21 protein-coding genes are annotated in these 25,894 nt (G+C 63.1%); 15 read left to right on the top strand and 6 right to left on the bottom strand.

From position 1 onward, the window contains the following. The first annotated feature begins 16 nt into the window (after positions 1 to 16). Positions 17 to 385 (top strand): MerR family transcriptional regulator, encoded by a 369-nt coding sequence (locus GWK18_RS04535; protein ID WP_123824367.1) that lies wholly within the window; start codon positions 17 to 19, stop codon positions 383 to 385. On the opposite strand, the gene erm is transcribed toward GWK18_RS04535, so the two are convergent. Beyond that, the gene (gene erm / locus GWK18_RS04530) at positions 375 to 1,148 is read right to left on the bottom strand and encodes a 23S ribosomal RNA methyltransferase Erm (RefSeq protein ID WP_166833498.1); all 774 of its coding nucleotides are present in this window, start codon (positions 1,146 to 1,148) and stop codon (positions 375 to 377) included. The genes GWK18_RS04535 and erm overlap by 11 nt on opposite strands. Positions 1,149 to 1,561: 413 nt before the next feature. Between erm and GWK18_RS04525 the strand changes: the two genes are divergently transcribed. Genes GWK18_RS04525 through GWK18_RS04515 form a run of 3 tightly spaced genes read left to right on the top strand, consistent with a single transcriptional unit; the run spans position 1,562 to position 5,252 of the window. Further along, positions 1,562 to 2,995: an SLC13 family permease gene (locus GWK18_RS04525; protein ID WP_166833496.1), complete on the top strand. Its 1,434-nt coding sequence runs from the start codon at positions 1,562 to 1,564 to the stop codon at positions 2,993 to 2,995. A 59-nt stretch (positions 2,996 to 3,054) separates the two neighbouring features. Then, a complete protein-coding gene (locus GWK18_RS04520; protein WP_166833494.1) occupies positions 3,055 to 4,311 on the top strand; it encodes a CaiB/BaiF CoA-transferase family protein in 1,257 nt (418 codons plus the stop codon). After that, positions 4,308 to 5,252, top strand: a complete 945-nt coding sequence (locus tag GWK18_RS04515; RefSeq protein WP_123824371.1) for a hydroxymethylglutaryl-CoA lyase — start codon at positions 4,308 to 4,310, stop codon at positions 5,250 to 5,252. The genes GWK18_RS04520 and GWK18_RS04515 overlap by 4 nt, the downstream gene beginning before the upstream one ends. Here the strand turns inward: GWK18_RS04515 and GWK18_RS04510 are convergent. Then, a complete protein-coding gene (locus tag GWK18_RS04510) occupies positions 5,249 to 6,046 on the bottom strand; it encodes an IclR family transcriptional regulator (protein WP_166833492.1) in 798 nt (265 codons plus the stop codon). The genes GWK18_RS04515 and GWK18_RS04510 overlap by 4 nt on opposite strands. A gap of 42 nt (positions 6,047 to 6,088) precedes the next feature. Continuing rightward, complete coding sequence (locus GWK18_RS04505) at positions 6,089 to 6,853, bottom strand: SUMF1/EgtB/PvdO family nonheme iron enzyme (RefSeq protein ID WP_245192849.1); 765 nt, start codon at positions 6,851 to 6,853, stop codon at positions 6,089 to 6,091. 142 nt (positions 6,854 to 6,995) lie between these two features. Between GWK18_RS04505 and GWK18_RS04500 the strand changes: the two genes are divergently transcribed. Next, a complete protein-coding gene (locus GWK18_RS04500; protein ID WP_166833490.1) occupies positions 6,996 to 7,748 on the top strand; it encodes a 3-hydroxybutyrate dehydrogenase in 753 nt (250 codons plus the stop codon). Positions 7,749 to 7,820: 72 nt separating this feature from the next. Further along, entirely contained in the window at positions 7,821 to 8,930 is a 1,110-nt protein-coding gene (locus tag GWK18_RS04495; protein WP_166833488.1) for an alcohol dehydrogenase catalytic domain-containing protein, read from the top strand. Here GWK18_RS04495 and mmsB read toward each other — a convergent pair. Both mmsB and GWK18_RS04485 read right to left on the bottom strand, forming a co-directional pair. Next, complete coding sequence (gene mmsB, locus GWK18_RS04490; protein ID WP_166833486.1) at positions 8,911 to 9,843, bottom strand: 3-hydroxyisobutyrate dehydrogenase; 933 nt, start codon at positions 9,841 to 9,843, stop codon at positions 8,911 to 8,913. The genes GWK18_RS04495 and mmsB overlap by 20 nt on opposite strands. A 54-nt stretch (positions 9,844 to 9,897) precedes the next feature. Continuing rightward, a complete protein-coding gene (locus GWK18_RS04485; RefSeq protein ID WP_166833484.1) occupies positions 9,898 to 11,292 on the bottom strand; it encodes an MFS transporter in 1,395 nt (464 codons plus the stop codon). A 162-nt stretch (positions 11,293 to 11,454) separates the two neighbouring features. Between GWK18_RS04485 and GWK18_RS04480 the strand changes: the two genes are divergently transcribed. The 3 genes from GWK18_RS04480 to GWK18_RS04470 are packed head-to-tail and all read left to right on the top strand — an operon-like array spanning position 11,455 to position 13,719. Further along, a complete protein-coding gene (locus GWK18_RS04480) occupies positions 11,455 to 12,366 on the top strand; it encodes a LysR family transcriptional regulator (RefSeq protein ID WP_166833482.1) in 912 nt (303 codons plus the stop codon). A 46-nt stretch (positions 12,367 to 12,412) separates the two neighbouring features. Beyond that, positions 12,413 to 13,000: a flavin reductase family protein gene (locus GWK18_RS04475; RefSeq protein ID WP_166833480.1), complete on the top strand. Its 588-nt coding sequence runs from the start codon at positions 12,413 to 12,415 to the stop codon at positions 12,998 to 13,000. Continuing rightward, positions 12,997 to 13,719, top strand: coding sequence for an MOSC domain-containing protein (locus GWK18_RS04470; RefSeq protein ID WP_166833477.1), 723 nt, complete (start codon positions 12,997 to 12,999; stop codon positions 13,717 to 13,719). The genes GWK18_RS04475 and GWK18_RS04470 overlap by 4 nt, the downstream gene beginning before the upstream one ends. Before the next feature lie 12 nt (positions 13,720 to 13,731). Here GWK18_RS04470 and GWK18_RS04465 read toward each other — a convergent pair whose 3' ends face one another. Beyond that, positions 13,732 to 14,250, bottom strand: a complete 519-nt coding sequence (locus tag GWK18_RS04465) for a pyridoxamine 5'-phosphate oxidase family protein (protein WP_166833475.1) — start codon at positions 14,248 to 14,250, stop codon at positions 13,732 to 13,734. 96 nt (positions 14,251 to 14,346) lie between these two features. On the opposite strand from GWK18_RS04465, the gene GWK18_RS04460 reads away from it, so the two are divergent. The 6 genes from GWK18_RS04460 (at position 14,347) to GWK18_RS04430 (ending at position 25,825) form a co-directional block, all read left to right on the top strand. Beyond that, a complete protein-coding gene (locus GWK18_RS04460; protein WP_166833473.1) occupies positions 14,347 to 14,787 on the top strand; it encodes a VOC family protein in 441 nt (146 codons plus the stop codon). 1,270 nt (positions 14,788 to 16,057) lie between these two features. Beyond that, entirely contained in the window at positions 16,058 to 18,115 is a 2,058-nt protein-coding gene (locus GWK18_RS04450; protein ID WP_166833469.1) for a class I SAM-dependent DNA methyltransferase, read from the top strand. After that, positions 18,112 to 19,398 (top strand): hypothetical protein, encoded by a 1,287-nt coding sequence (locus GWK18_RS04445; protein ID WP_166833467.1) that lies wholly within the window; start codon positions 18,112 to 18,114, stop codon positions 19,396 to 19,398. Before GWK18_RS04450 ends, GWK18_RS04445 begins: the two co-directional genes overlap by 4 nt. Beyond that, positions 19,395 to 22,520, top strand: a complete 3,126-nt coding sequence (locus GWK18_RS04440) for a type I restriction endonuclease (protein WP_166833465.1) — start codon at positions 19,395 to 19,397, stop codon at positions 22,518 to 22,520. The genes GWK18_RS04445 and GWK18_RS04440 overlap by 4 nt, the downstream gene beginning before the upstream one ends. 1,352 nt (positions 22,521 to 23,872) lie before the next feature. After that, complete coding sequence (locus tag GWK18_RS04435) at positions 23,873 to 24,688, top strand: NAD-dependent dehydratase (protein ID WP_166833463.1); 816 nt, start codon at positions 23,873 to 23,875, stop codon at positions 24,686 to 24,688. Between the two features lie 102 nt (positions 24,689 to 24,790). Further along, positions 24,791 to 25,825 (top strand): NAD(P)-dependent alcohol dehydrogenase, encoded by a 1,035-nt coding sequence (locus GWK18_RS04430; RefSeq protein ID WP_166833461.1) that lies wholly within the window; start codon positions 24,791 to 24,793, stop codon positions 25,823 to 25,825. The last annotated feature ends 69 nt before the right edge of the window (positions 25,826 to 25,894 follow it).

The raw sequence follows: 25,894 nt of genomic DNA, 5'->3' as shown, positions 1-25,894 counted from the left end.
TGGTGGGAGGAGAGCGGTGCAGATCGGGGAGTTCGCCGAACGGGCGGGTGTCAGTGCGCGGGCACTGCGGCATTACGAACAGCGGGGATTGCTGACGCCGCAGCGGTCCAGCGGCGGCTATCGGCAGTACACCGGTGACGACCTGGCGGATGTCGCACGAATTCGAGTGATGATCGAGGCCGGGTTGAGCACCGAGGCGGTGGGCCGCTATCTGGACTGCGTTCGCACGGGTGCCGATCGAACGGAGATTGAGCTGTGCCCTGCACTTGAGCGGGAGCTGAACGACGTGGAACGTCGCTTGTCGGCGGGCATGGAGCGCCTCACGCGTACTCGCGAGGCGCTCCATGCCTTGACCCGTGCCGTTGTTCCTGAGGTCAGCGACTGACGGTCCTGCCCAGGCTCGTCCACAGCGAAGCCCACTGGTCGACGGTCAGGTCTCGCGGCAAGCTGCGGTGGGGGACACCGGCTCTCACGATGGCGCGTCGAATTACTGGCATCTGGTGCCCGGTCGCTTTACAGAGAATCTGGGCCAAACTCCGGCCCCGGCCGGTGAACGACCGGTGCACGAACTGTTCGTACGCCACGCGCTCGCGGCCGGGGACCAAGGGCGGTCCTCGCCGGATGATGCTCAGAATGCCCCCGTCCACGCTGGGCATGGGCCTGAAGGCGGTGGCGGGGACGCGGCCCTCCAAGCTGAACTCGAACCACGGCGCGGCCTGCGCGGTCATCATCGTGGATCCGCCGACTCCCGCGCGCTTGCGCGCCACTTCCCACTGCGTGAGCAGAATGGCTCGATTCCATTCGTCTGCCTCCAGGAGTCTTCGCAGCAGGGGAGTGGTCAGGTGGAACGGGATGTTCCCGACGACGACCGGTGAATCCAGCGGATACCGCATGGCGTCCGCGCATTCGACCTGAACCGTCGGGAAGCGGTTGGCCAGACGGCGGGCGCGGTGTTCGTCGATGTCGATCGCAGTAAGTGGTCGGTTGAGTTCGACCAACCGGCGCGTGAGGGCGCCGTCGCCGGCACCGATTTCCAGGATGGGTCCCGACGTCGCCGAAACCAGGTCGACAATGCGGGCGATGGTCGGTGTGTAGGTGAGGAAGTTCTGGCCCAGTTCGTGGCGTCCGCCATGGCGAGAACGTGGCATGAGTGCGCTCCAGAGATTAGGTGTGGAGCACCTCGGGGAAACGGGATCACTCAAGCGGGTACGGCTCAGTGGCCCCACCGAGGTGCCTTGCATCTCGGTGGTGACGGCGCGCTACAGCGAAAGAATCTGCGACGACGCCGTCAGTGGCGGCGGTCGCGATACGTGAAGAAGCGCCCCATCACGGGCGCTGAAACCAGTGTTCCCATGGGTCAGGACGATAGCAGAGGATTCGTGACAGGTCTGTTGCGACAGCAAAATCCCGCCCGTGACCAGCAATGGCGCCGATCGGAACGGATCAACCCCAGATTTCCATTGCTCACTATGTGGTGTGTGACCTACATTGTGGGCTACACGAAGAAGTGATCCCGCCCACATCGAGTGATGGCTGCGGGTGGAACAGAAGGTGGGAATCAATGGCTGATTGGCTGACCCTGACCATTACCGGCGTCGTGATCCTGGGGATCGTCGTCATGATCGTGAAAATGCGGATCAACCCCGTGGTCTCGTTGGTCATCGGAGCCGCGGTGCTGGGGTTGGCCACCGGAATGGGTGCCGCGGGTACCACCGAGACGGTCATGCAGGGCTTCGGGGACATCATGTTCGAAGTCGGATTGTTGATCGCCTGGGGAGTCCTGATGGGGTCGATCCTCAATGAGATGGGGGCCATCCATCGCCTGGTCGACGGTCTGCTGCGCATATTCGGGCCGCGGGGGGTGCCATATGCCTTTGGCCTGACCCTCGGAACCTTGTTGCAGTCCATCTTCTTGGACGTCCTGTTGGTCATGAGCGCACCTCTGGCTCGGAGGATGGCACCTCACCTGGGCAAATACGGTACGGCCAAAATGGCGACGGCGATGGCCATCAGCCTCGAATGCGGCATCGTCCTGATGGTGCCGGGGGTGGCGACCTTGGCGCTCGCGGGGTTGTTGAGTGTCCCGTTGGGCAAGATGCTCATCTTCGGCCTGATCGTCATTGTTCCGACGATCATGATCTCCATCGCCATCATGAACTTCTTCATCCCCCGCGGGCTCTGGAAGATCGAACAAGATCAGGAGTCTGCGGACGACGGCGAATCCGAACTCGCCGCGACGGACAGCGACTCCTCTCCGGCTGAAGCCAAGGACGGACTGGTCGACGGGCACGGGACCCGCGTGGGTCTGCTCCCGCATCAAGTCCACCAGGGTGTGGCGCGCCAGGCGAAGGAACCGCCCCTGATCCTGCTGTTCACCCCCATGCTGTTGGCGCTTGTGCTCATTGCCAGCGGCGCCATGCTCGAAATGGTGGGGCTCTCCAGCCCGCCGATGGACTTCCTCTCGTCCCCCGTGATTGCTCTGCTCATCAGCCTGTTGGGGACCAGCTACGTCGGAAGGTTTACCATCGGCCGCAAGCGCGTGGAGTCGGCGGTGGTCGACGGATTCCGGGAATCCGGGCAGATCTTGATCCTGACGGGAGCGGGTGGCTCATTGGCCGCTGTGGTCGCGGGAAGCGGCATGGGAGACATCTTGGGTCAGTACTTCTCCGCCGGTTCCTTTGCTCCGCTGCTCACCGTGTGGGCCATCGCTGCGGTCCTGCACATCGCGGTCGGATCCGTGTCGATTTCGGCCATCACCGCAGCCGGTCTCTTGGCCCCGGTGGCCCCGCAGATCGGCCTGGATCCGGTCCTCATCGCACTGGCAGCCGGGGCGGGGTCACTGTTCCTGGTGCACGTCACGTCCAACACCTTCTGGCTGCTGCAATCCATGCTCGGACAGACCACCAAGGGGACGTTGAAGTCCTGCTCGCTGGGGGTATCGGTCGCGTCCGTGGTGGCCCTGTGCTGCACGTTGGTCCTGGGGCTGTTCATCTGACGCGATGCTCCGGGCCGCTGCCCGTCGTCGTACGCATACCGACTTCTGGAGGAGAACTCATGACTGACACTTCGATCAAGCCCTTGGACGGGGTCCGTGTCCTCGAACTGGGCAACTACATTGCAGCTCCTACCGCCGGGCGCCTGCTCGCAGACTTCGGGGCGGAGGTCATCAAGATCGAGCGCCCCGGCACGGGAGACGAACTGCGGAACTGGCGTCTCTACAAAGGCACCACGTCCATGCTCTTCCGCACGATCAACCGGAACAAGAAGTCCGTGACGCTGGACCTTCGGTCTGAAGCAGGGCGTGAAGCGGTCAAGGGCCTTGTTGCAGAAAGTGATGTGTTGCTGGAGAACTTCCGGCCGGGAACGTTGGAGAAGTGGGGCCTGGGCCCCGACGTGCTCAACGAACTCAACCCGGAACTGGTCATCAGCCGCATATCGGCGTTCGGGCAGACGGGTCCCCTGTCCCAGAGACCCGGGTTCGCGGCCGTGGCCGAGGCCTATGGCGGATTCCGCAACTTGGTGGGGGACCCGGACCGTGCACCGGTACGCGTCGGTGTGTCCATCGGTGACTCCATCGCGGGTCTTTACGCTGCATTCGGCGTCGTCATGAGCCTGTTCCAGAGGGAGGTGCGTCGTGGCCCGGACAGTTCCTCCCAGGGCGTGCCGCTCAGGGAGCGGATCATCGACGTCGCCCTCCACGAAGTCATGTTCTCGATGATGGAATCGCTGATACCGGACTACCAGGCTTACGGGATCACTCGTGAGCGTCTTGGTGGGCGGATGGAAGGCATCGCGCCGTCCAACGCCTATGTCTGCTCCGACGGGGCGAGCATCGTGGTGGCTGGCAACGGGGATTCGATCTACCAGCGGTACATGACCACCATCGGTCGTCCGGATCTCGGAGCCGATCCGCACTTGCAGACAAATGCTCAACGGTGGGCACGCCGCGAAGAACTCGATGCGGCCATCGGGGAATGGGCGGCGGCTAGGACCTCCGTGGAGGCCCTCGAGGTCTTGGACGCCGCAGGTGTTCCCGCGGGGCCGATTCTCACGGCTGCCGACATCAGCGACGACGAACAGTATGCGGCTCGCAACATGATCCAGAAGATGGACGTCTCAACCGGGGACGAGACGCTCACCGACGTCGGCTTCCCGGGCATCGTGCCCGTCATCGGTGAGGAGTCGCTGCCCATCGACCACCTGGGCCCGGATCTCGGCGCGAACACCCACGAGGTCTTGGGAGGTCTTCTGGGCCTCACCGCGGAGCAGATCGCTGCCGCATCCACCACCGAAGAGAGGCTTTCGGCATGAACTCCACCCACGAACACCCTGTTGAACTGCGCGATGTGACCCTCCGGGACGGACTGCAGCTGACGGGCAAAGTCCTCCCGACCGACAGGAAGGTCGAGGTGGTGCGGGAGCTCATTCGACTGGGCGTACCGGAAATCGAGCTGGGGTCGATGGCTCGCCCTGACCTGGTGCCGCCGATGGCCAACACCTTGGAGGTGGTCGAAGCCCTGACTCCGGAGGAGCTGGAACGCTGCTGGATCTGGGTGGCGACCCCCCGGCACGTCGCAAAGGCCGCAGCAGCGGGCGCGCGGAACTTCCAGTACTGCTTCTCCGTCACCGATTCCCACAACCAGGCGAACATCGGCCGCACGACTGAGGCCAGCTTGGAGGCTCTTCCCGAGGCTGTCCGACTGGCCCAGGAAGTGGGCGGGAAGATTCAGCTCTGCCTGGCGACGTCGTTCACGTGCCCGTTCGAAGGGCAGGTGGATCCTGAGCGGGTCCTGGCCATCGCGAACGACCCCCGCGCGGAGGGAACCCAGGACATCGTCATCTGCGACACCTTGGGGCAAGCCGTCCCCTCCGAAGTCAGTGCGTTGATCTCACGTGTCCAGCAGGAAACGCCGCCCCGACGCATCGTCTTCCACGGGCATGACACCTGGGGTCTGGGGGTGGCCAATGCGTTGGCAGCCGTGTCTGCGGGGGCGAGCGTCGTCGACGGTGCACTCGGGGGTCTAGGAGGCTGCCCGTTCGCCCCCGGTGCCAGTGGCAACACCGCCAGTGAGGATCTGCTCTTTGCAACCCGGCCCGAGTGGTTCAAGGCTGAGACCCTGTGGAGTTTGGTCGACCTCTCGGAGGGACTGCTCGATGAACTCGGGGAGCCCAACCGTTCCCGGACAGCACAGGGCGTCCATTCGAATGCCCCGGCGTTCAGGTGGACGAAGGCCAGCGGCACGGCCGCTTAAGAACCGGCTTCGTCGGGGAATCTGCCGCCCATCAGCCGGGTCATGCGTTCGGCAGTCGACAGGAGTGATTCGACCCAGCCTTCGCACACCGAACGCGGCATCCTCAAGGTCGGACCGCTGATGGTCACCGCCCCGATCAGAACACCGGAGGCATCGAATACGGGCGCAGACAGACCCGAGGCGCCGTCATCTCGTTCACCCACCGTGATGGAAAAGCCGTCACGGCGGGTCCGTCGAGCCGCGGCCTCAAGGTCCTCGGAACTGGTGATCGTGAACTCCGTGAGCGGTTGCAGCGGTGAGCGAAGGATCCTCTCCAGCAGTTCCGGGCGCCACGCCAACAGCACGTGGCTTGCAGACCCGGCATGCAGCGGCAGGATCCGACCGACGTGCATCTCGCGGCGGAGCGCGTGGCGGGTCTCTGCCAAGGCGACGCAGACCCTGTACGCCTCTTCGGCTTTGAAGAAGGCGGTTGTCTCACCCGTGAGGTCGCGGAGGTCTTTGAGCAGAGGTGTGAAGAGGTCGAGCATTTCGATGCCGCGGGTCGCCGGAGCGGCCCAGTAGGCCATCTTCATCCCGACTCGGAAGGAATCCTCTTCACGGTCGAGGAATCCTTGCGCCACCAGGTTGGTGACCAAGCGCTGAACGGTGGACGTGGGCATGCCGGTTGCCTCACGGATTTCGGTCAGCGTCAAAGTTGGGCGGCTCAAGGTGAACGCGTCAAGGATTGCGCTGATCTTCCCGAGGACCAGGAGAGGGTTGTTCGGCCCCTGGGGTTTTGTGTCCGACGCTGCCATGGGTTCACGCTAACCCAAGCCGACGGCGGGCTTCCTGATCGGTCAGGTCGGAAAATCGGACAGGGGTGTCCATCCGAAGGGGATGAACCCCTTGACGCGGGCACGCACCCTGTCGGCGTCGTCGGACCAGCCCTGGAAGGCAGCGGTCCTGGAGTCGGACAACGGAGCGGCCCCTCTGGCCGGGCGAAAGCCGATGTCCTCGATCACCGCATCGGGAGCGGTGGAGCGACGAACCGAGGCGCGGCAACTCCAGTGCGGATCGGCCCAGCCGCCACCTCGAATCGTGCGGTAGCGACCGTATCGAGCCGGGTCGGCCAGGTCCCAGCACCACTCCCACACATTGCCCAGGGTGTCGTGCAGCCCGAAAGCGTTCGGCTGTTTGAGCCCCACCGCCTGTGGGCCCGCCAGGTCGTCGAGAGCTGTCCAGGCGATGTCCTGCAACGGTCCGTAGGTCGGACCCGTGGTGCCTGCTCGGCAGGCGTACTCCCATTCGGCTTCGGTAGGGAGCCTGTAACCCGGGGAGGTGGTGTCCCACCAGGCCCAATCATTGGTGAAGTCATAGGCAGGACTCAAGCCCTCTTCGAGGGAACGTCGGTTGCACCATGTCAGGGCGTCGTACCAGGTCACGCCTGTAGCTGGCTGTTCGTCCTGGCGCGTTGACTCCGAGTGGCCCTCGAACTGGGCAACGGTCACCGGGGTGGATGCGATGCTGAACGGGTGCAACTCAACGGTCGACTTCTGTTGGTTGCGGGCGTCCGCCATGGTCAGCGATCCGGCCGGTATCTGGACCATGGGTGAACGGAGCATGGTGTGAGTATCCACGGTTCGTCCAGCCAGGCGCCAACCCCTGCGTTCGTTCGCCGCACGCCCCTCAGCCGCGTCCCTGCGCATCACCTATGACCCGCATACTGTGTGAGACGTACATCACTCATGACCCAGGAGCCGTGGCATGTCAGAACACACTCTCAAGGACAAGCGGGCGCTTGTCACCGGTGGCGCGAGCGGTATCGGTGCCGCGGCGGTTCACACACTGGCCCAGCGCGGGGCCCACGTGATCGTGGCGGACATCGACCCTGAAGCAGCCGAGAGTGTGGCGCAAGAGGTCGGCGGCGAGTCCTGGGCCGTTGACCTCACGGAGACCTCAGCGCTCGCGGACCTGAGCCTGGACGTGGACATCCTGGTCAACAACGCCGGTATCCAGAAGGTGGCCCCCATCCAGGATTTCGACCCGGCGGACTTCCACCGGATCCTGATGCTCATGCTGGAGTCCCCCTTCCTCCTGATCCGTGCTGCGTTGCCGCACATGTACGAACAGGGGTGGGGCCGTGTGATCAACGTGTCCTCCATCCACGGCCTCCGCGCATCGGCCTTCAAATCGGCCTACGTGGCCGCCAAACACGGGTTGGAAGGCCTGTCCAAGACAGTGGCGTTGGAGGGGGCGCCGCACGGGGTGACCAGCAACTGTGTGAATCCCAGCTACGTGCGAACGCCTTTGGTCGACCGGCAGATCAAGGATCAAGCCGCCACGCACGGAATTCCGGAAGATGAGGTGATCGAGAAGATCATGCTCACCGAATCCGCCGTCAAGCGCCTGGTGGAGCCCGAGGAGGTCGGCGAACTCATTGCCTTCCTGGCGGGGCCATCGGCGGGCATGGTCACGGGCGCCGCCTACACCATGGACGGCGGCTGGACCGCCTCCTGAGCAACCCCCGACGACGACCGCAACAGGGCCCCACAGGACAGACGCCCTGGGGAACTAGGGACAGGAGTCAGCATGAAGATCACCGGAGCCGTGCTCGAGGAGATCGGCCTGGAACGTCCGTACGCCACCTCGGAACCACTGAAGATCGTGGAGTTGGACCTGGACGACCCGGGCCCTGACGAGGTCCTGATTCGGATCCGGGCCGCGGGTCTGTGCCATTCCGATCTTTCCGTGGTGGACGGCAACCGAGAACGTCCCACTCCCATGCTCTTGGGCCACGAGGCGTCCGGCGTCGTGGAACGGGTGGGGTCGAACGTGACCGATCTGGAGGTTGGTCAGCAGGTCACCACCGTCTTCCTCCCGCGCTGCGGCGAGTGCAGGAACTGCCTCACCGACGGCAAACTCCCCTGCATTCCGGGAACGGCGGCCAACAACGACGGCGTCTTGTTCGGCGGCCACCGGCGACTGCACCGTGCGGGACACGACGTACACCACCACCTGGGTGTGTCCGGTTTCGCGACCCACGCCGTGGTGAACCGGCGGTCCGTCGTCCCGGTGGATGCGGACGTTCCGGCGGAGATCGCCGCCGTTCTGGGCTGCGCGGTCCTCACCGGGGGAGGTGCCGTCCTCAACGCCGGGCAGCCGGCAGACGGGGACACCGTGATGGTCGTGGGTCTGGGTGGAGTGGGCATGGCGGCTCTGCTCACCGCCATCTCGCTCGGCAAGGGGAAGGTGATCGGCGTCGACGCGAACCCGGACAAACTGGCTCGCGCCCAGGAACTGGGCGCCGACGCGACGTTCACGCCCGCCGATCTGGCCGAACAGGGTGTCAAGGCACCCGTGGTCATCGAGGCCGCGGGGCACCCGAAGGCCTTCGAGACGGCCGTGGCCGCGACCGACGTCGGCGGCACCACGGTGACCGTGGGGCTTCCCTCGCCCGAGGCGCTGTCGACCATCTCACCGCTGGTCCTGACTGCGGAGGCCCGCACGATCGTGGGGTCCTACCTCGGTTCCGCCGTGCCGTCGCGGGACATCCCGATCTACGCCCAGCTGTGGCGCGACGGAAAGCTGCCGGTCGAGGAACTCATTTCCGGGCACATCACCCTGTCGGAGATCAACAGCTCACTCGATCAACTCGCGGACGGTCGGGCGGTTCGCCAGGTCATTCTGTTCGACCGGTGACCTCTGGGTCCCATCCGCGGATCTTCCCGTCGGGGGCCGCGTACTTGGCGATCAGGCTGCAGTCCAGGTTGCCGTAGCCCTCGTCGATCAGTTGCTGGAACCGTTGTGCGGCGATCTCCGCGGCGGGCAGATTGACGCCGGTCTGTTCACCGGCCGCCAATGCCAGACCTGCGTCCTTTGCTGCAAGGACCGCCGAGAAGGTGGCCTGGAAGTTGTTGTTGGCCGCTGCCGAGTCGATGAGCCCGGGGGAGGGGTACCAGGTCTGGAGCGCCCACGAATTGCCGGAGGACACGGAGGCGATGTCCCAGAACACCTTCGGGTCCAGGCCCAGCCGGTCGGCCAGCACGGACCCTTCCGCGCAGGCCTCCAGGCTGATGAACAGCATCATGTTGTTCACGATCTTGGCGGCCTGACCGGTGCCCGCCTCCCCGGTGTGCACGATCCGCCCCGCCATGGGCTCGATGTACTCCTTGGCCTTCTCGACGACGTCCTCGGCACCACCCACCATGAACGTCAACGTGGCGGCCGCAGCACCGCTGATCCCGCCGGACACCGGTGCGTCCAGGAAGTCGAACCCCGCCTCGGCTGCCTTCTCGTGCAGGGCCACCGCCGTTTCGACGTCGATGGTTGAGCTGTCGATCAGCAGGGCGTCCTTGGGCGCGAGGTTCAGGACGCCCTGGTCACCGAGGTAGACGGCCCTGGAATGTTCACCCTTGGGGAGCATGGTGAAGACGACCTCGGCCCCTTGCAGGGCTTCAGCCATCGAGCTGCAGGTCTGGACGCCCAGAGCCTGAGCGGCTGCCATGGCTTCCTGACTGAGGTCGAAACCGCGGACCTTGTGGCCCGCCTTGACCAGGTTCGCGGACATGGGGCCGCCCATGTGGCCCAGGCCGATCCAGGTGATGGTGCTCATGATCGATGTCCTTTCGACTGTTTCCAGGGGTCGTCGGGTTCTGTCGGGTCCGGGTCAGGCGCCGGCCGTGCGCTCCGCGTCGAGGCGTCGTCGGTCCTCGGCGTCGATCGACTGCAGGGAAATCCCCTTGGTCTCCCGCAAGGTGACGACGGCGATCAGCGTGATCAGGCAGGCCACGGAAATGTAGATGGAGATCGGGACCCAGGTGCCGAACTGGCGCAGCAGGGTGGTCGCGATGATGGGTGCCAGCGAACCCGCGATGATCGAGGTGACCTGGTAACCCAGCGAAACTCCGGAGTAGCGCATGCGGGTGGGGAACATCTCGGCCATGATCGCCGGCTGACCCGCGTACATGAACGCGTGGATGACAAGCCCCAGAACGACGGCGGCAAGGATGATCAATTCGTTCTGCGTGTTGAACATCGGGAAGGCGATGAAGGCCCACACGATGCCCAGGACAGCGCCGGCCGCGTAGACGGGGCGGCGGCCCAATTGGTCGGTCAGGCGACCCATCAGCGGCACCAGGATCACGTGGACCACGTGCGCGATCAGCAGGAGCAACAGGATGTTGGAGGTGTCCATCTTCAGCTGCGTGGACAGGTACGTGATCGAGAACGTGACCACGACGTAGTACAGGATGTTCTCGGCGAAACGCAGGCCCATGGCGCCGAATACGCCGCGGGGATAGCGGCGGAACACCTCGGCAACGCCGTAGGCGGCGCCCTTGGCCTCGATGACTTCCTTCTGGGTCTCCTTGAAGATGGCCGCGTCGGAGACGTGGGTGCGGATGTAGTAGCCCACGGCCACGATGATCACGGAGAGCCAGAAACCAACGCGCCAGCCCCAGGCCAGGAACTGGTCGTCGGAGAGCGTGCGGGACAGGATCAGCAGCACGATGGTGGCCAGCAGGTTGCCCAGCGGAACCGCGGCCTGGGGCCAGCTCGCCCAGAATCCGCGTTCCTTGTCGGGAGAGTGCTCGGCCACCAGGAGGATGGCCCCACCCCACTCGCCGCCGACGGCGAAGCCTTGCGCGAAGCGCAGGATGACCAGAAGCGTGGGTGCCCAGTAGCCCACCTGGTGGAACGTGGGCAGGCAGCCCATGAGGAAGGTGGCTGCGCCGACCAGGATGATCGCCACCTGGAGGAGGTGCTTGCGGCCGTACTTGTCACCGAAGTGTCCAAAGACGATGCCGCCCAGGGGGCGGGCGATGAACCCGACGGCGTAGATCAGGAACGCCTTGATGATCCCGTCCAGCGGGTTGCCGGTGTCCACGAAGAACAGCGGGCCGAACACCAACGTGGAGGCGGTGGCGAACAGGAAGAACTCGTACCACTCGACCACCGTGCCCGCCATGGAGGCGGCCACGACCTTCTTGAGGCCGCCCCGGTTCTCCGGGGTGTCGTTCGGGTCGAGTTCAGCTGCGGGGGTTGCCGGGTCCGCAGTGCTCATGGGCGTCTCCTGTTCGTCCTGAATTGTGACCGCGATCACGCCGCAGTGGCACCAACGTACTGTCCGCAAGAGAGTGCTTCAATGACCAGAACCTGGCTGGCCCTGTGCAAAAATGCACATCCGATCTGAATCGGGTACGCGGACGAAGGGGCCGAGAGCTGCATGGGGCACGACGTCGACAACCTCCTGCTGCTCCTCTCCGTGGTGCGCCACGGGTCCTACGCCGGTGCCGGTGCCTCTCTCGGCCTGAGCCACACGACCGTTTCCCGCAGGATCGCCGCCGTGGAGAAATCCGCCGGCGCCCGGTTGCTCGTGCGCGCCGGTGGCGTGTGGGAGCCCACCGAACTCGGCCGCGAGTTCATCGCCGCGGCGGAGGACATCGAACACACCCTGGGATCCCTGACGTCGGGCGTGGGTGGCCAGGGTGGATCGGTTCGCGGCGTGGTCCGTGCTCTGGTGCCCGAAGGATTCGGAGGCCTGGTCATCGGCGAGGCCATGCGGCGTCTGGGTGAGACCCACCCGTTGGTGCGGCTGGAGATGATCAACGCGGCCAGGCGCGCCCGGGCCAACCTGGTGGGCATTGATTTCGAGGTGGTGGTGGGCCGCCCGGAGGTCTCCAGGAACGAGGCATTCCACCTGGCCGCCTACTCCCTGGGCCTGTACGCGGCGCCGTCGTACCTGGGGACGCACCAGGCCGTCACGGAACCGGAGCAGGTCCAGGAGCACCCGCTGGTGTACTTCGTGGAGTCGATGCAGGACGTCCCCGAGCTCACCAACCCCGTGCGCCACCTTCCGCGGATGCGGCAGTCGGTGGGTGCGACGTCGTCCATGGTTCACGTGGAACTCACGCGGGCCGGTGCCGGGATCGGTCTGCTGCCCTGCTACATGGCCGAACGTGCCGGGGGACTGGTCCGCCTGTTCCCGGACGACCTGACCTTCCCCGTTTCCTACTGGGTGGTGTCCCGCCCGGACTTGATGCGCCGCCCTGCGGTTCACGCGGTGCTGGACGCCATCCGAGGGACGGTGGACGACATGCGCGACGAGCTGATCGCGGCGCCGTCGAAGGGTGCCTGACTCGCGGCCGAAGGCCAGGTGGAGGTCCCGTCGATACACTCGCCGCATGGCCTACCGCACCTTCACCATGTCCGAGCTGGAAGGCCGGGCGCCCTATCGGTTGCTGACCGGGCTGGTCATCCCGCGGCCGATCGCCTGGGTCAGCACGCTGGATGAGCGCGGGGTTCTGAATCTGGCGCCGCATTCCTTCTTCACCGTGGCCTCTGCCGATCCCCCGGTGGTGCAGTTCACCTCCGTGGGCCGCAAGGATTCGCTGCGGAACGTGGAGGCCACGGGCGAGTTCGTGGTCAACCTCGCCTCGCGCTCGCTGTTGGAAGAGATGAACACGACGGCGACCACGGTGGGTCCCGACGTCGACGAGTTCGACCTGGCGGGACTCACACCCGAGCCCTCTGTGCACGTTCGCCCGCCCCGAGTTGCCGAGGCCCCGGCCGCGTTGGAGTGCGTGGTGCACGACGTGATTCCCGTGGGCAACTCATTCGTGGTGATGGGGCGGGTGGTGGCCGCCGTCGTGGACGAGGCTGCGCTGGATGGCGACCGGCCGCGTGAGGACGTCGTGGATCCGCTGGGTCGCCTGAGCGGATCCCGCTACGTGACGTACGGGGAGACCGTGACGCTCCCCAGGCCCGAATGACGCCGCGGGTCGAGCAGCTGGGGTTCGCCCTGGTCAAGGGCCTGTCCTGGACTCTGGCTGACACCGTGCAGGTCACGCACGACGGCGTGGTCGGTGACCGCCACTGGTCCCCGGTCACCCCTGATCTGCGGTGCATCAAGGCCACGGACTTTCCGGAGATGGTGGGGCTGTCTGCTTCGGCGGTCGATCTGCCCACGGAGGGCGACGCGCTGTTCGATGGTGAGTCGCAGACTGTTCGCTACTACTCGCGGCCGGTGCGTGCTCGCGTGTTCGGCGGTCGGTTGGCGGACCGGATTTCCGAAGCTGCCGGTCAGCGTTTGTATCTGGCCCAGGCTCCCGGGCCGGGCAGCTTCCTGTGGTCCTCCCCGGTGAGCGTGCTGTTGCGTTCGGAACTGGACGGGCTTCCCGGCGACGTGGGGCGGTACCGCGCCAACGTGGTGGTGGATGACCGGGCGGATCTATTGAGGCTGGCTCCTGGCGCGCAGCTGTCTCTGGGGGATGTGCTGTTGGAAGTGGAGCGGGAACTCGAGCGGTGCGTGATCGTCAACCACGACCTGGTGACCGGTTCGCAGGACGCGTCCCTGCTGGGTGACCTGCGTCCGGGGGTCCTGCTGGGGTACGGGTGTCGGGTGTTGCAGTCTGGTCGGGTGAGTGTCGGCGATGCAGTGGAACGCAGGAGTCCCCGCGCGCACCGTTCACGCGCGGGGACTTCCAACTGATCGGGCGTGGTGTCAGGGAAGGTCGACAGTGGTGGGGCCGCCCTGGTCGCCATCGTCGTTCTTGTTGCGGAGGGCGCTGATGGTCTTCACCGCGGTCCCGGCCAGGGACTTGCCGCCCCAGTACGTGGCGGTGTCCCCGTTGACCTTGAGGACCACGTTGTCCTGATTCTCCGGGCCACCCTCCATGAACATGCCTGCGCCCTTGGACCAGAGGGTCGCGACCAGGTCCCGGTCGTGCACCACGGTGGCTGCCCCGGAGAGCGAAACCCACGCCTTGTTGGACGCGTAGGCGACGTTCACGTTGGGGTTGGCGCGGACGTCCGCCGCCACGGAGCTGGAGGAGCGGACCAGGAAGAGGACGTCACCGTCCTCGGCCACCTGCGTGGAGAGCGGGCGGCTGACCAGGCGGCCGTCACCGGACGCGGAGTCCGCGGTGGTCAGCATGGCGATGTCGGTGCTTTCCATGAGGTCGTGAACCTTCTTGACCTCGGCGGGATCGGTGGTGGACTGCTGATCGTCAGTATTAGTCATGCTGCTTACTGTATGGGTGGTGCCGGGGAGGGCGCGAGGGGTTCTCGTTGGTTTGCAGGTGTGTAGCCTGACGTGACGATGACCTGAGGAGGAGCCATGGGCGCACCGGTCCAACCGCAATTGCGAGCTGTTGTTCTGGACACCGAGGATGCTCTGGGGCTCGCGGAGTTCTACCACCAGCTGTTCGGGTGGGAGTACGTCACGGACCTGACCACGGCCGACGCGGAAAACTGGTGCACGCTCCAAGGACCCTCCGGCGTGCGAGTCTCCTTCGAATGCGTGGATCACCTGGAACGTGCGCAGTGGCCCGATCCGAAGCGACCTCAGCAGGTGCATTTGGACTTTGTGGTGTCATCCGGCGAGGAGCTTGAGGCCTTCCACCAGAGAGCCGTGGGCTTGGGCGCCGAAGTGTTGGCGACTGAGACCGATGAACCGGACGAACAGATCTACATCTACGCGGACCCGTCGGGGCATCCATTCTGCGTGTTCGTGCCGATGGACGAGGATCCTGGGCTGTCGCAGGGTGGGCGGGCTTAGGGGGCATGTGTGACTGCTGCTGGGGTCTTGCTGTGGTCCTGGGGGATGTGTTGATCGTCCGTTACCCAAGTTGAGTGATGGTCGGCCGACGGCCTGGGGTGATACGTCACGCAATGTTGCCTACGCGCGCCGTAGGCATGCTAGTGTCAAGCCAATCGTTCAGCCCGCCCGGATTCATCCGGTGTGGGCTGGATCTCTTTGTGGCATCGTTGGACTATGCCAAAGCCCATCAAGGACTTCCTGGAGATCGACGAGCAGATCAACAAGCTTCGATTCCGGGGGATGTCCGTGCCTGTGCATTCCGATGCGCAGCGTTGGCTCACGGCAGTGAACTACTACCGCCTGAGCGGGTACTACTACCCCTATAGGCGGCTACTCCCAGGAACTCGTAGTGATACTTCGCGTCGAAGCGACACGTTCGAGTCTGGAACGTCTTTTGATTCGGTCACAGCCCTGTACGAGTTCGATCGGAAGCTCCGCTCCCTGGTCTTGGATGGGTTGGAACGGTTGGAGGTGGCTACACGCAGCACCGTGAGTCACCATCTGGGCAGACGGGACCCGCTGGCACATGAAAACTCCGCATTATTCCGGCCGAGTTTTGATCACGCAACGTGGTTGCAGACTGCGGAGCGGCGGCTCAGGCGGGCACGACGGCATTCGGAGTTCGTCAAGCACCACGAGCAGGAGTACGGCGGAAAGGTCCCCATATGGGTCCTTGTGGAGGTGTTGGACTTTGCCGATGTCTCCAAGTTGTACGATGCCATGCCAACCGCTGGCCAGTACGCAGTAGCGGAGGCTCTTGGTATCCGGTTGGATCCGTCCACGCTGAGCAAGCGGCAGCGCTCTAAGGCGCTCAAGGCCCACCCGTTTGCTCGATGGCTCGAGCAGTTGACCGTGGTGAGAAATACAGCGGCCCATCATGGACGCCTGTGGAATCAAACATTCCCTCCGGCCAGCACGGCGGCTTTCCAACCCCTACCGGGACTGGAAACTCTCCCAGACGGGCAGAGCGAACGTCTCTACGGAGCACTATGCATGATCGCGTTTGCGTTACGCGTGCTGTCGCCGGGGTCCAAGTGGTCAGTCAAGGTCTCCAGTCTGATTCGCCAAGACCTCCGGAGTATCCCTGGGCGAACTGAGGCCGAGATGGGATTCCCAGATGGGTGGGAGGATCAGACGTTGTGGTGTACGGACTCCAGCTCGAGATAGGGCCGACAGGTTTGGCCTCTACTCGGGAACTGGCACTCCAGCGCACCACTGTCTGCTTACGATGAACCGCACGACTGCAGCCCACTCAACAGCCTCCGGACAGCGCGCAAGCAGCGCTTGCCGCAGCACTCAACCCAAGGCAGGCACCCCCACCGTGTTCAACCACGCATCCTTCATCTGGTCCGCCGCCGATCTGCTCCGCGGCACCTACAAGCAGCACGAGTACGGGGACATCATCCTCCCGTTCACGGTGCTCGCTCGCCTGGACGCCGTGTTGGCACCCACCAAGGACGCGGTCCTTCAGGCCATCGCCAAGAGCCCTGGTGATTCCGTGCCGAGCGCCCCGATGCTGCGCGCCCGCTCGGGCCATGAGTACGACTTCTTCAACGTCTCCCAGCACAGCCTCAAGACCCTGCAGGGGGATCCGGACAACCTGGAGCAGAATCTCCGGGACTACGTGCTGGCCTTCTCGCCCAACGTCCGTGAGATCTTCGACAAGTACAAGTTCGAGGAAACCGTGGCGCTGCTCGGCGCCAACGATCTCCTTCTTCAGATCCTTCAGCATTTCGCCAAGGCCAACCTCCACCCGGACAACGTCTCCAATGAACAGATGGGCCACATCTTTGAAGAGCTGATCCGCAAGTTCGCGGAAGCCTCTAACGAAACGGCCGGTGAGCACTTCACTCCGCGCGAGGTGGTGGACCTAATGGTCACTCTCCTTCTCACCAATGAAGAGGACCTCTCCACCCCCGGCATCACCCGCTCGGTCTACGACCCCACCGCAGGTACCGGCGGCATGCTGTCCACCGCCGCCGACAAGATCACGGCCTACAACGAGCACGCCGCCGTCGAACTCCTTGGTCAAGAGATCAATGCCGCCTCCTATGCCATCTGCAAGGCGGACATGGTGGTCAAGGGCCAGCCGATTGAGAACATCGTCCACGGAAACACGCTGACCAACCCCGCCTTTGATGACCGCCAGTTCCACTACGGTCTCTCCAACCCGCCGTTCGGTGTGGATTGGAAGAAGGAGAAGGTCTCCGTGGACCGTGAACACCAGGTCATGGGCCACGCGGGCCGCTTCGGCCCAGGTCTTCCCCGCGTCTCAGATGGCTCACTGCTGTTCCTGATGCACCTGATCTCCAAGCTGCAGGACCCCAAGGGTGACCAGAAGGCGGGGCGCGGCGCGATCGTTCTCAACGGCTCCCCGCTGTTCACCGGCGGTGCCGGCTCCGGTGAGTCCAATATCCGCAAGTGGGTGCTGGATAACGATTACTTGGAGGCCATCATCGGCCTGCCCACGGACATGTTCTACAACACCGGCATCAGCACCTACATCTGGGTGCTCAACAAGCAGAAGGACCCGGAACGTAAACGTAAGGTCCAGCTGATCGACGCCACCCAGATGTTCCGCAAGATGCGCAAGTCCGTGGGCTCCAAACGCAAGGAGCTGGGGCCGCAGGACATCAAGCGGATCGCCAACGTCTTCCACGACTTCGACACTGCCGATTCCGAGCACTCCAAGATCTTTACCGTCGAGGAATTCTTCTACCGCACCATCACCGTCGAGCGCCCACTCAAGCTCAACTACGCATTCACCCCGGAACGCGTGGAGCGCGCCCTTGCGCTCAAGGCAGTCACCAAGCTCAACGACGACGACCGCTCCCGCCTCCGCACCGCCCTCACCTCCGCCAAGAACGACGACGGCCTGGTCTCCACCAACCGCCAGCGGTTCCAAGCCGAGTTGATGAACGTCCTCAATGAGCAGAACCTGGCGCTGAAGTCGGCCTTGGTCCATGCCTTGGTCTCCGAGCTTGGCGAACACGACGACGACGGCGAACCCGTCACCAAAGCCGGCAAACCCGAACCGAACACCGCCCTGCGGGATACGGAGAACGTGCCGTGGGACCAGGACATCCACGAATACCTGGAACGTGAGGTCAAGCCTTTCGTGCCCGATGCCTGGATCGACGAATCCAAGACCAAGGAAGGCGCCGAGATCCCCTTCACCCGGCACTTCTACAAATACGTCCCACCTCGCCCGCTGGAAGAGATCGACCGCGACCTTGACGAAGTCCTCGGCCGCATCCGCGCCCGCCTGGGGCAGGTGAAGGCGTGATGCTGGTGAAAATTGGGAGTGCATGGCCTGATTCCTTGCCCCAAGGTTGGGCATTTGAGCGAATCGGTCAGTTATTCGAGTTGAGGAATACGTCAACGACTAGCTTGCTGGACGCGCCTTTGTCCGTAACCAAGGCGGGAGTTGTAGAGCAACTTGATCAAGTTGCTCTATCTGTGGATGGTGCGCCTAAGAAACTCGTCAAACCTGGCGATATTGTGATCAATAGTCGATCTGATCGTAAGGGGTCTGCGGGTGTCGCGCCGCGACGCGGGTCCGTCTCCGTTATCAGCACCGTTCTGATGCCCAGGAGCATCGACGCGCGGTATGCGCATCATGTCATGCGTAGTGTTCCGTTTCAGGAGGAGTTCTACCGCTATGGATCAGGAATAGTTGCCGATCTCTGGTCAACAAGATGGTCTGAAATGAAGTCCATACGCCTGCCTGTGCCAAATGCTGCTGAGCAGCGAGCGATCGCGGACTTCCTCGACCATGAAACCGCCGAGATTGACGCCCTTGTGCGGGATCAGGTGAGATTTCAAGAACTTACAGTTGAACGAGATCAGGCTGTAATCTCGCGGCTCGGACACTGTGCTGAACGTACTATTCCATTGAGGAGATTGGCTTCAGTAACTCTCGGGAAAATGATTCCTACAGGTGACTGGACGCAGCAACTGGGGGCAGACTCTTTGTTGATGCCATACCTGCGGGCAGCGCACGTTCAACCTGGCGGTCTGCTGGTTTTTGAAGATGATGTGAAGAAAATGCCATTCTCGCCGTCCGAGGCATCCTTGCTGAGTATCTCCCGGGGGGATGTCGTTGTGGTCGAGGGTGGTGCCGGGTTCGGCCGCAGTGCAGTCATCGAGAGTGACATGAATGGATGGGGTTTCCAAAACTCCATAAATCGAATTCGAATGAACCAAGCGGAGATGGAGCCGTGGTTTATTCATCTAATTCTGCGGGGTCTGCTCGAACGGGGTGATCTCGCCATCATGACGAACCAGGCGACAATTCCTCATCTGACTGCAGAAAAACTCGCGGCGGTTCCCATCCCCTGGGTTCCTTATGTGGAGCAGCGCCTTCGTCTGGAGCAAGTTCGAGGTCAGCTGGACGACAGCAGCGAGCTGAGAAACTTCAGTCGAAATGTGGTCGCCCTCGCCAAGGAACGACGCGCGGCGTTGATCTCGGCCGCCGTGACGGGCCAGATTGATGTGACAGCCAAGCGGAAGCCTGCCGCTGAGCAGTTGGAAGACGACATCGCCCAAGGAGTGCACACGTCATCATGAGCGCCGTCCACCAGGAGAAGTCCTTCCAGCACGAGATTGCCGAGTACTTGGAGCAGCACGGGTGGCTGCATTCGCCGAACTCGCAGGGGTACGACAAGGAACGTGCCCTCTACCCGGAGGACCTTCTGGGCTGGTTGGAAGATTCTTCACCGGAGGATTACGCGCGGATCGTCCCACCCCAAGGCACGGAAGCGCAGCAGGACAAGGGGCGGCGTCGAATCCTGGACCGGGTGGTGTCTCGTCTGTCTGCCCGCGAATCAGACGGGGGCGGCACCCTCAACATGCTCCGGAAGGGCTTCAGCGTTCCGGGTGCCCGACGTCCCTTCGACATGGCGGGGTTTCCGCCCCAGGATGGGCTGAATCCGAACGTTGTCGTGAAGTACAGAAAGAACCGCCTGCGTGTGGTGCAGGAGGTGGTCTATTCCACCAAGAAGGCCGACCGGATCGATCTGGTGCTGTTCCTCAACGGGCTTCCGATGGCCACTGTGGAACTCAAGACCGATTTCACTCAGGGACTGGAGGATGCCAAGCGGCAGTACCGCCGGGACCGAGTGCCCAAGGGTGAACCTCTGCTCACGGAATTCCGTGGTGCGTTGGTCCACTTTGCGGTGAGCAACCAAGAGGTGGCCATGACCACCAAGTTGGCAGGAGAGAGTACGTTTTTCCTTCCTTTCAACAAGGGGCATGAGAACGGGAAGGGAAATCCGCCGGTGGAGGGCGGGACGGCGTCGTCGTACTTTTGGGAAGACCTCCTGGACCGGGATGCCTGGCTGACGGTGCTGACCAAGTTCGTCTACGTCAAGCACGAGAAGAAGGTGGACCCCACCACCGGGCGGGACAAGACCACGGCTTCCACTCGGTTCCCGCGCTATCACCAGTGGCGTGTGGTCAACCGCATGACGGCGGATGCACGCGAGAACGGGCCGGGCAACAAGTACTTGATCCAGCACTCGGCGGGGTCGGGGAAGACGGATTCGATTGCGTGGATTGCTCACCGCCTGGCGTCACTCCACATGGAGGACGGCCAGAAGGTCTTTGACACCGTGGTGGTCATTGCTGACCGGCAGGTGCTGGATCAGCAGTTGCAGGACGCAGTGGACCAGCTGGTGACTCGCACGGGGACGTTCCATGCAATCACCCGCGGTGGTGAGGGATCCAAGGCACAGCAACTCACGGACGCTTTGGCCAGCGGTGTGCCGATCATCGGTGTCACGCTGCAGACGTTCCCATACGCGCTGGAGAAGATGCGCGAATCTAACGGTGAGTTGGCGGGCAAGCGCTTTGCGGTGATTGCCGATGAGGCGCATTCATCCCAGTCAGGTGAGTCCTCTAAGGCGTTGAAGAAGTTGTTGTACCTGGCTGAGCCCGCGTCGTCGGTGGAGGCGGAGGACCTAACGCCGGACGAGGATCAGGATGCGCTGAACGAAATGGCCTCCACCGTGGACGAGGACGGACGCATCAGCTTCTTGGCGTTCACGGCGACGCCCAAGGAGAAGACGTTGCAGCTGTTCGGTCGGCCGGGTGCCAGCGGGCAGCCGGAGCCGTTCGACCTGTACCCGATGAAGCAGGCCATTGAGGAAGGCTTCATCCTGGATGTGCTGCGTAATTACACGACCTACGACATGGCGGCACGCATCGGCCAGAAGGTCGACGACGGCGGGGCCGAGGTTGAGGTCGACATCCGCAAGGGCACGCGCACGCTCATCAACTTTGTGGAGCTGCACCCGACCAACGTGTCGACCAAGGTATCGGTGATTCTGGATCACTACCGGGGGACCGTCCAGCAGCACTTGGGTGGGCAGGCGAAGGCGATGGTGGTGACCTCGTCGCGGGCTCAGGCCATCAAGTATCAGCGGGCGTTTGAGAAGGCCATTGAGGAGGGGAACTACCCGCTCAAGACGTTGGTGGCCTTTTCCGGCGAGGTTCCGGACCCGGATATTGAGGCCCTACCTGGCGGTGAGGTCCCCAAGGTCACGGAAGCCTCCATGAATCCGGACTTGCATGGGCGCGATCTGGCCAAGGTCTTTGGCCAGGACGATCAGAACATCCTGGTGGTGGCCAATAAGTTCCAAACCGGGTTCGACCAGCCCCTCCTGGTGGCGATGTACGTGGACAAGAAGCTGTCCGGGATCTCCGCGGTCCAGACGTTGTCCCGATTGAATCGCGTGAAGCAGGGCAAGACGGACACCTACGTCCTGGACTTTGTGAACGACGCCGAACAAATTGAAGCCGCGTTCCAGGAGTACTACGAGGATGCCAGGGTGGAGAAGGAGTCCGACCCTGACCTGGTGATGCGTCTGATGGACAAGTTGCTGGCTCAGAACATCTTCACGGAGGCTGAGGTGGACTCGGTGTGGCGTGAGTGGAACTCGACCAGTGGGCGCAATACGCGACTGTCGGGGTTCTTGGAGCCTGCTGTGGAGCGGTTTGGGTACCGCTGGAAGGAGGCCGTCTACGCATCCGATGCCGCTGATCTGGAGGTCCTCGACGAGTTCCGTGGCAACCTGCGCGACTACGTGAAGGCCTACGCCTTCTTCTCCCAGATCCTCCACTTTGGTGATCCGCGTTTCCTGAAGCTGTCAGTCTTTGCGGACCTCCTGGCCCGTAAGCTCCGCGACTTCCGTGACGACGACGCCGAAGCACCCAACGTGGACGTCTCTGACGTAGTGCTGACGCACTACCGCCTGACCAAGTCTCTGGAGCAGCACGAGATGCAGCTGGTCTCCGATGGTGCGGCTGGCCTGGTGGGTCTCACGGAGGCCGGGATGAAGCGGTCTCATGAAGCGCAACGCGCTGGCTTCGCCGACGTGATCGAGAAGGTCAACAAGTATCTGGGTGACCTGGCGGTGGATGACCAGTACAAGATCGACGGCATTGGGCAGCTGATTGGCGAGATGGCAGGCGAGGAGCAGTTGGCGCTCCAGGCCAAGCACAACAGCTCCGTGGAGTTCCGCTACTCACCGACCGTGATCCGCATGGCTGAGGACGCAGTGTGGCGCCAAGAGGAAGCCAGCGCGGAGCTGGTGGACTACTTCCGCAAGATGGACTCCCGACGGCTCGTGGACATGCTCATGGACTTTGGGCTGTACGACACCCTACGCGAGCGGGGGACTGCGGGTTAGGGATGATTTTAAATGGTGAATAGGCAATCAAGAAGCGATGATCGCCCAAAGTACGAACGTGGGATTTCAGCCGGGATTGAACGGCACCTGCTGGCCACGCCCGGTAGACGGGATGATACTGACACTCCACCGCCCTGGGAGCGTCGAGAAATTCAGGAAGCAATAAAGTCGCTTAATGATGAGCAAGGTGAAACTCTAGGTGGAACCCGCTCAATTGGGTACGGCGTCGGCGTTCTATTGATCTGTCTGATTGTTCATGGAGTGGCGGCGTATATCGCAGGTGGGGCATCGAGTTGGCAAGGGTGGTCAAACTTTGAAACTATCTCAATGTATAGATTGATAATCTATTCACCCCTAGAAACCTCAGGTGCTATATCGATACTCCTGTCTGCACTCGGAATTCAAGTCTCGCTTGTCGTTGTGACGTCACTCCAAGAATCAAGGTACTTCAATTACGATCCTTGGCAGGAGGGAAACCGCTGGGCCTTGCACCTACTTCAGGCCAACTTAGGTCTGGCCTTGTCGTTCATATCTGGATATTGTCTTGTTTTGGAGGCTCACTATTCCATACTTAGCGCTCTGCACTCTAGGGCCCATGAAAGTGGGATCTTTCCCACTATGACTTTCATGTTTATACTCTGGGTTGCTATCGTGCTTATGCAGATGAGGGGAACTGCGGCGGCGGGCGTAGCTGCTGATTGGCGTGAGTGGGAATTGGCGCGCCAACGCCTGCGGGAGAGCAGGCAGGCGTTCGTGGCGCGATGGGACCCTCCTACGCGGTGGCGCCGGTGGCTGTCCAGGGTAATTCTCCACAGGGGCGCGTCAATTGCACTTTTCTTAATTTATGTCGGTATTCCTATCGTTCCCATATTCACACCGGGCGGAAATCTTGTGCCAAAAATCGTACTTGTTGGACTCTTTGAGTTACTGTTCTTGATTTGGGCGGGAGCGTCGCGATATCTTAATACGATTGGATTGCCAACGAGTCGCACAAAAGCTAGTAGATTCGTTGATGACTCCATGAGTATGGTGCTACTTGTTTGTTTAGGTACTATCCTGGTTGTGATTCTAGTTTACTATGTATTTGTTCTTGGGTGGTATTGGGCGGCGCTTCTTGGAGTTCAGGTGGCCACGGCCCCGATAGTTTCGCTGGTTCACCAGCGGGGTGAATCTAACGCTCGGAGCAGGGTGATGGATAGGGCAAGGGCGGTAGATAGAAGAATTGCAAGAAATCAATATGAGATCGAAAAATATCTACAATTGACAATGCATAATGAATCGACGAATGGCGTTGGAGGTTCTTAAAGTTTTGAAGACTGCTACTCGTCACTAGATTCTTGTTTCAGGACGCCATGACCCACCATCACCTTTTACTCGCCGGCTGCGGCGACCTCGGCACAGAACTTGGCCTCCGGATGGCCCGGAAGGGCTGGACCGCCACCGGTATCCGCCGCTCCGCGGACAAGCTCCCGCAATCCATGACGCCTATCGCCATGGATCTCACCGAACCAGGGGATCAAGCACTCCCGCCCGCGGACGCCGTCGTCATCACGTTAACGGCGGGGGTCCGGGAGGTCGATGAATACCGCCGTACGTACATCGGCGCACTTCACGGCCTGCGCAGCGCCCTGGATAGAGGCGGCAGTGACCCGCAGCGTGTGCTCCTGGTCTCGAGCACCGCAGTACTCGGTGACCCGGACGGACAGACCCTCACGGAAGACGCGGTACCCAGCCCCGAAAGGCCCACCGCCCAGGTCCTCCTGGAAGCTGAACACATTGCCAAGGACCTGTTCCCCAACCTGAGCATCGTCCGCCCGGCCGGGATCTACGGGCCCGGCCGCGGATCGTTCATCGGCCGGGTGCGCAACGGTGAGCCCATGAACCACCGCAAGATCACCAACCGCATCCACCGGGACGACCTGGTGACGGTTCTGGAGCGAGTTCTGGAAGCCGACCGGCCGCCGTCGTTGCTGCACGCCGTGGACACCGAACCCGCACCCATGGGCGAGGTGGCCGCCTATGTCGCCAAGAAGCTCAACGTCCCCGTCCCGCCGGACAAACCCGGAGGACCGCAAGGCAAGGCCCTGGACAGCACCCGGATGCAGGAACTCGTGGGCACTCTCCGCTACCCGACCTACCGGCAGGGGTATGACGCGCTGCTGACCTGAGCGGTTGCCATCGGGGCCGTCAGATTGCCGCATCTAAACCGCGCCGGACGGCCCCAGGAATATCCTGGAATCACCATCGAGTGAACCGTCAAGGAGGACGAGATGCGCGCCCTGCAGTACCTGGAGATCGGCAAACCTCCGCAGGTGGTGGAGATCGACAAGCCCACGCCCGCACCGGGTGAGGTCCTGCTCAAGGTCACCGCCGCGGGTGCCTGCCACTCGGACGAATTCATCATGTCCCTGCCGGAAGACCAGTACATCTACGGCCTGCCGCTCACCCTCGGCCACGAGGGTGTGGGGGGCGTTGAGGCGCTCGGCGAGGGTGCCACCGGCGTGAAGGTGGGCGACGCCGTCGCCGTCTACGGCCCCTGGGGCTGCGGCACGTGCAAGAAGTGCCAGGAGGGCCACGAGCAGTACTGCCCGCACGCGGCGGAACTCGGCATCGCGCCCCCGGGGCTCGGCAGCCCGGGGTCCATGGCGGAGTACATGATCGTGAAGTCGCCGCGGCACCTGGTCCCGATCGGTGACCTGGACCCCGTGGCCGCCGTGGCGCTCACCGACGCCGGTCTCACCCCGTACCACGCGATCAAGGCCGTCATGCCGCGCCTGTCCGGGGCTTCGTGGGTGGTCACCATCGGCGCGGGCGGCCTGGGGCACATGGCGATTCAGCTGCTCAAGGTCATGACCGGCGCGTCCGTCATCACGCTGGACGTCAACGAGGAGAAGCTCGCCTTCGCCCGCGAGATGGGGGCGGACTACACGGCCCTCTCGGACGAGAACGCCCCCGAGGAGATCCGCAAGATCACCGGCGGCGCAATGGCCGACGTCGTGTTCGACTTTGTGGGCATCCAGCCGACCGTGGAGACGGCCGGAAAGTGCGTGCACACGGAATCGGAGATCGTGATCGTCGGCGTGGGCAACGGAGCCCTTCCGGTGGGAATCTTCACCCTGCCGTACGAAACCGTGGTGCGTGCGCCGTACTGGGGCTACCGCCAGGAGCTGGCCGAAGTCGTTGACCTGGCCCGCCGCGGCAAGATCCACGTGGAGACCGAGACCTTCCCGCTGGACCAGGGCTTCAAGGCCTACGAACGCATGCACGAAGGCTCGCTACGCGGCCGCGCCGTGGTGGTGCCGTAACGGTACTGCCAGGGGGAACGGCGACGGCGGAACGTGAGTTCCGCCGTCGCCGTTCTGTCATCCGTTGCT

Source organism: Kocuria sp. JC486 (assembly GCF_011602805.1).
In the GTDB taxonomy this organism is placed as follows: domain Bacteria; phylum Actinomycetota; class Actinomycetes; order Actinomycetales; family Micrococcaceae; genus Kocuria; species Kocuria soli.
The sequence above is the reverse complement of the archived record's forward strand: the minus strand, read 5'-3'. Positions and strand labels throughout refer to the sequence as shown.

Coding starts and splice junctions, on each gene's coding strand:
- GWK18_RS04450 (WP_166833469.1), top strand. CDS start 16,058: ATGAACCGCACGACTGCAGCCCACTCAACAGCCTCCGGACAGCGCGCA.
- GWK18_RS04465 (WP_166833475.1), bottom strand. CDS start 14,250: ATGACTAATACTGACGATCAGCAGTCCACCACCGATCCCGCCGAGGTC.
- GWK18_RS04470 (WP_166833477.1), top strand. CDS start 12,997: ATGACGCCGCGGGTCGAGCAGCTGGGGTTCGCCCTGGTCAAGGGCCTG.
- erm (WP_166833498.1), bottom strand. CDS start 1,148: ATGCCACGTTCTCGCCATGGCGGACGCCACGAACTGGGCCAGAACTTC.
- GWK18_RS04485 (WP_166833484.1), bottom strand. CDS start 11,292: ATGAGCACTGCGGACCCGGCAACCCCCGCAGCTGAACTCGACCCGAAC.
- mmsB (WP_166833486.1), bottom strand. CDS start 9,843: ATGAGCACCATCACCTGGATCGGCCTGGGCCACATGGGCGGCCCCATG.
- GWK18_RS04520 (WP_166833494.1), top strand. CDS start 3,055: ATGACTGACACTTCGATCAAGCCCTTGGACGGGGTCCGTGTCCTCGAA.
- GWK18_RS04515 (WP_123824371.1), top strand. CDS start 4,308: ATGAACTCCACCCACGAACACCCTGTTGAACTGCGCGATGTGACCCTC.
- GWK18_RS04430 (WP_166833461.1), top strand. CDS start 24,791: ATGCGCGCCCTGCAGTACCTGGAGATCGGCAAACCTCCGCAGGTGGTG.
- GWK18_RS04510 (WP_166833492.1), bottom strand. CDS start 6,046: ATGGCAGCGTCGGACACAAAACCCCAGGGGCCGAACAACCCTCTCCTG.
- GWK18_RS04475 (WP_166833480.1), top strand. CDS start 12,413: ATGGCCTACCGCACCTTCACCATGTCCGAGCTGGAAGGCCGGGCGCCC.
- GWK18_RS04500 (WP_166833490.1), top strand. CDS start 6,996: ATGTCAGAACACACTCTCAAGGACAAGCGGGCGCTTGTCACCGGTGGC.
- GWK18_RS04460 (WP_166833473.1), top strand. CDS start 14,347: ATGGGCGCACCGGTCCAACCGCAATTGCGAGCTGTTGTTCTGGACACC.
- GWK18_RS04480 (WP_166833482.1), top strand. CDS start 11,455: ATGGGGCACGACGTCGACAACCTCCTGCTGCTCCTCTCCGTGGTGCGC.
- GWK18_RS04435 (WP_166833463.1), top strand. CDS start 23,873: ATGACCCACCATCACCTTTTACTCGCCGGCTGCGGCGACCTCGGCACA.
- GWK18_RS04440 (WP_166833465.1), top strand. CDS start 19,395: ATGAGCGCCGTCCACCAGGAGAAGTCCTTCCAGCACGAGATTGCCGAG.
- GWK18_RS04495 (WP_166833488.1), top strand. CDS start 7,821: ATGAAGATCACCGGAGCCGTGCTCGAGGAGATCGGCCTGGAACGTCCG.
- GWK18_RS04505 (WP_245192849.1), bottom strand. CDS start 6,853: ATGCTCCGTTCACCCATGGTCCAGATACCGGCCGGATCGCTGACCATG.
- GWK18_RS04525 (WP_166833496.1), top strand. CDS start 1,562: ATGGCTGATTGGCTGACCCTGACCATTACCGGCGTCGTGATCCTGGGG.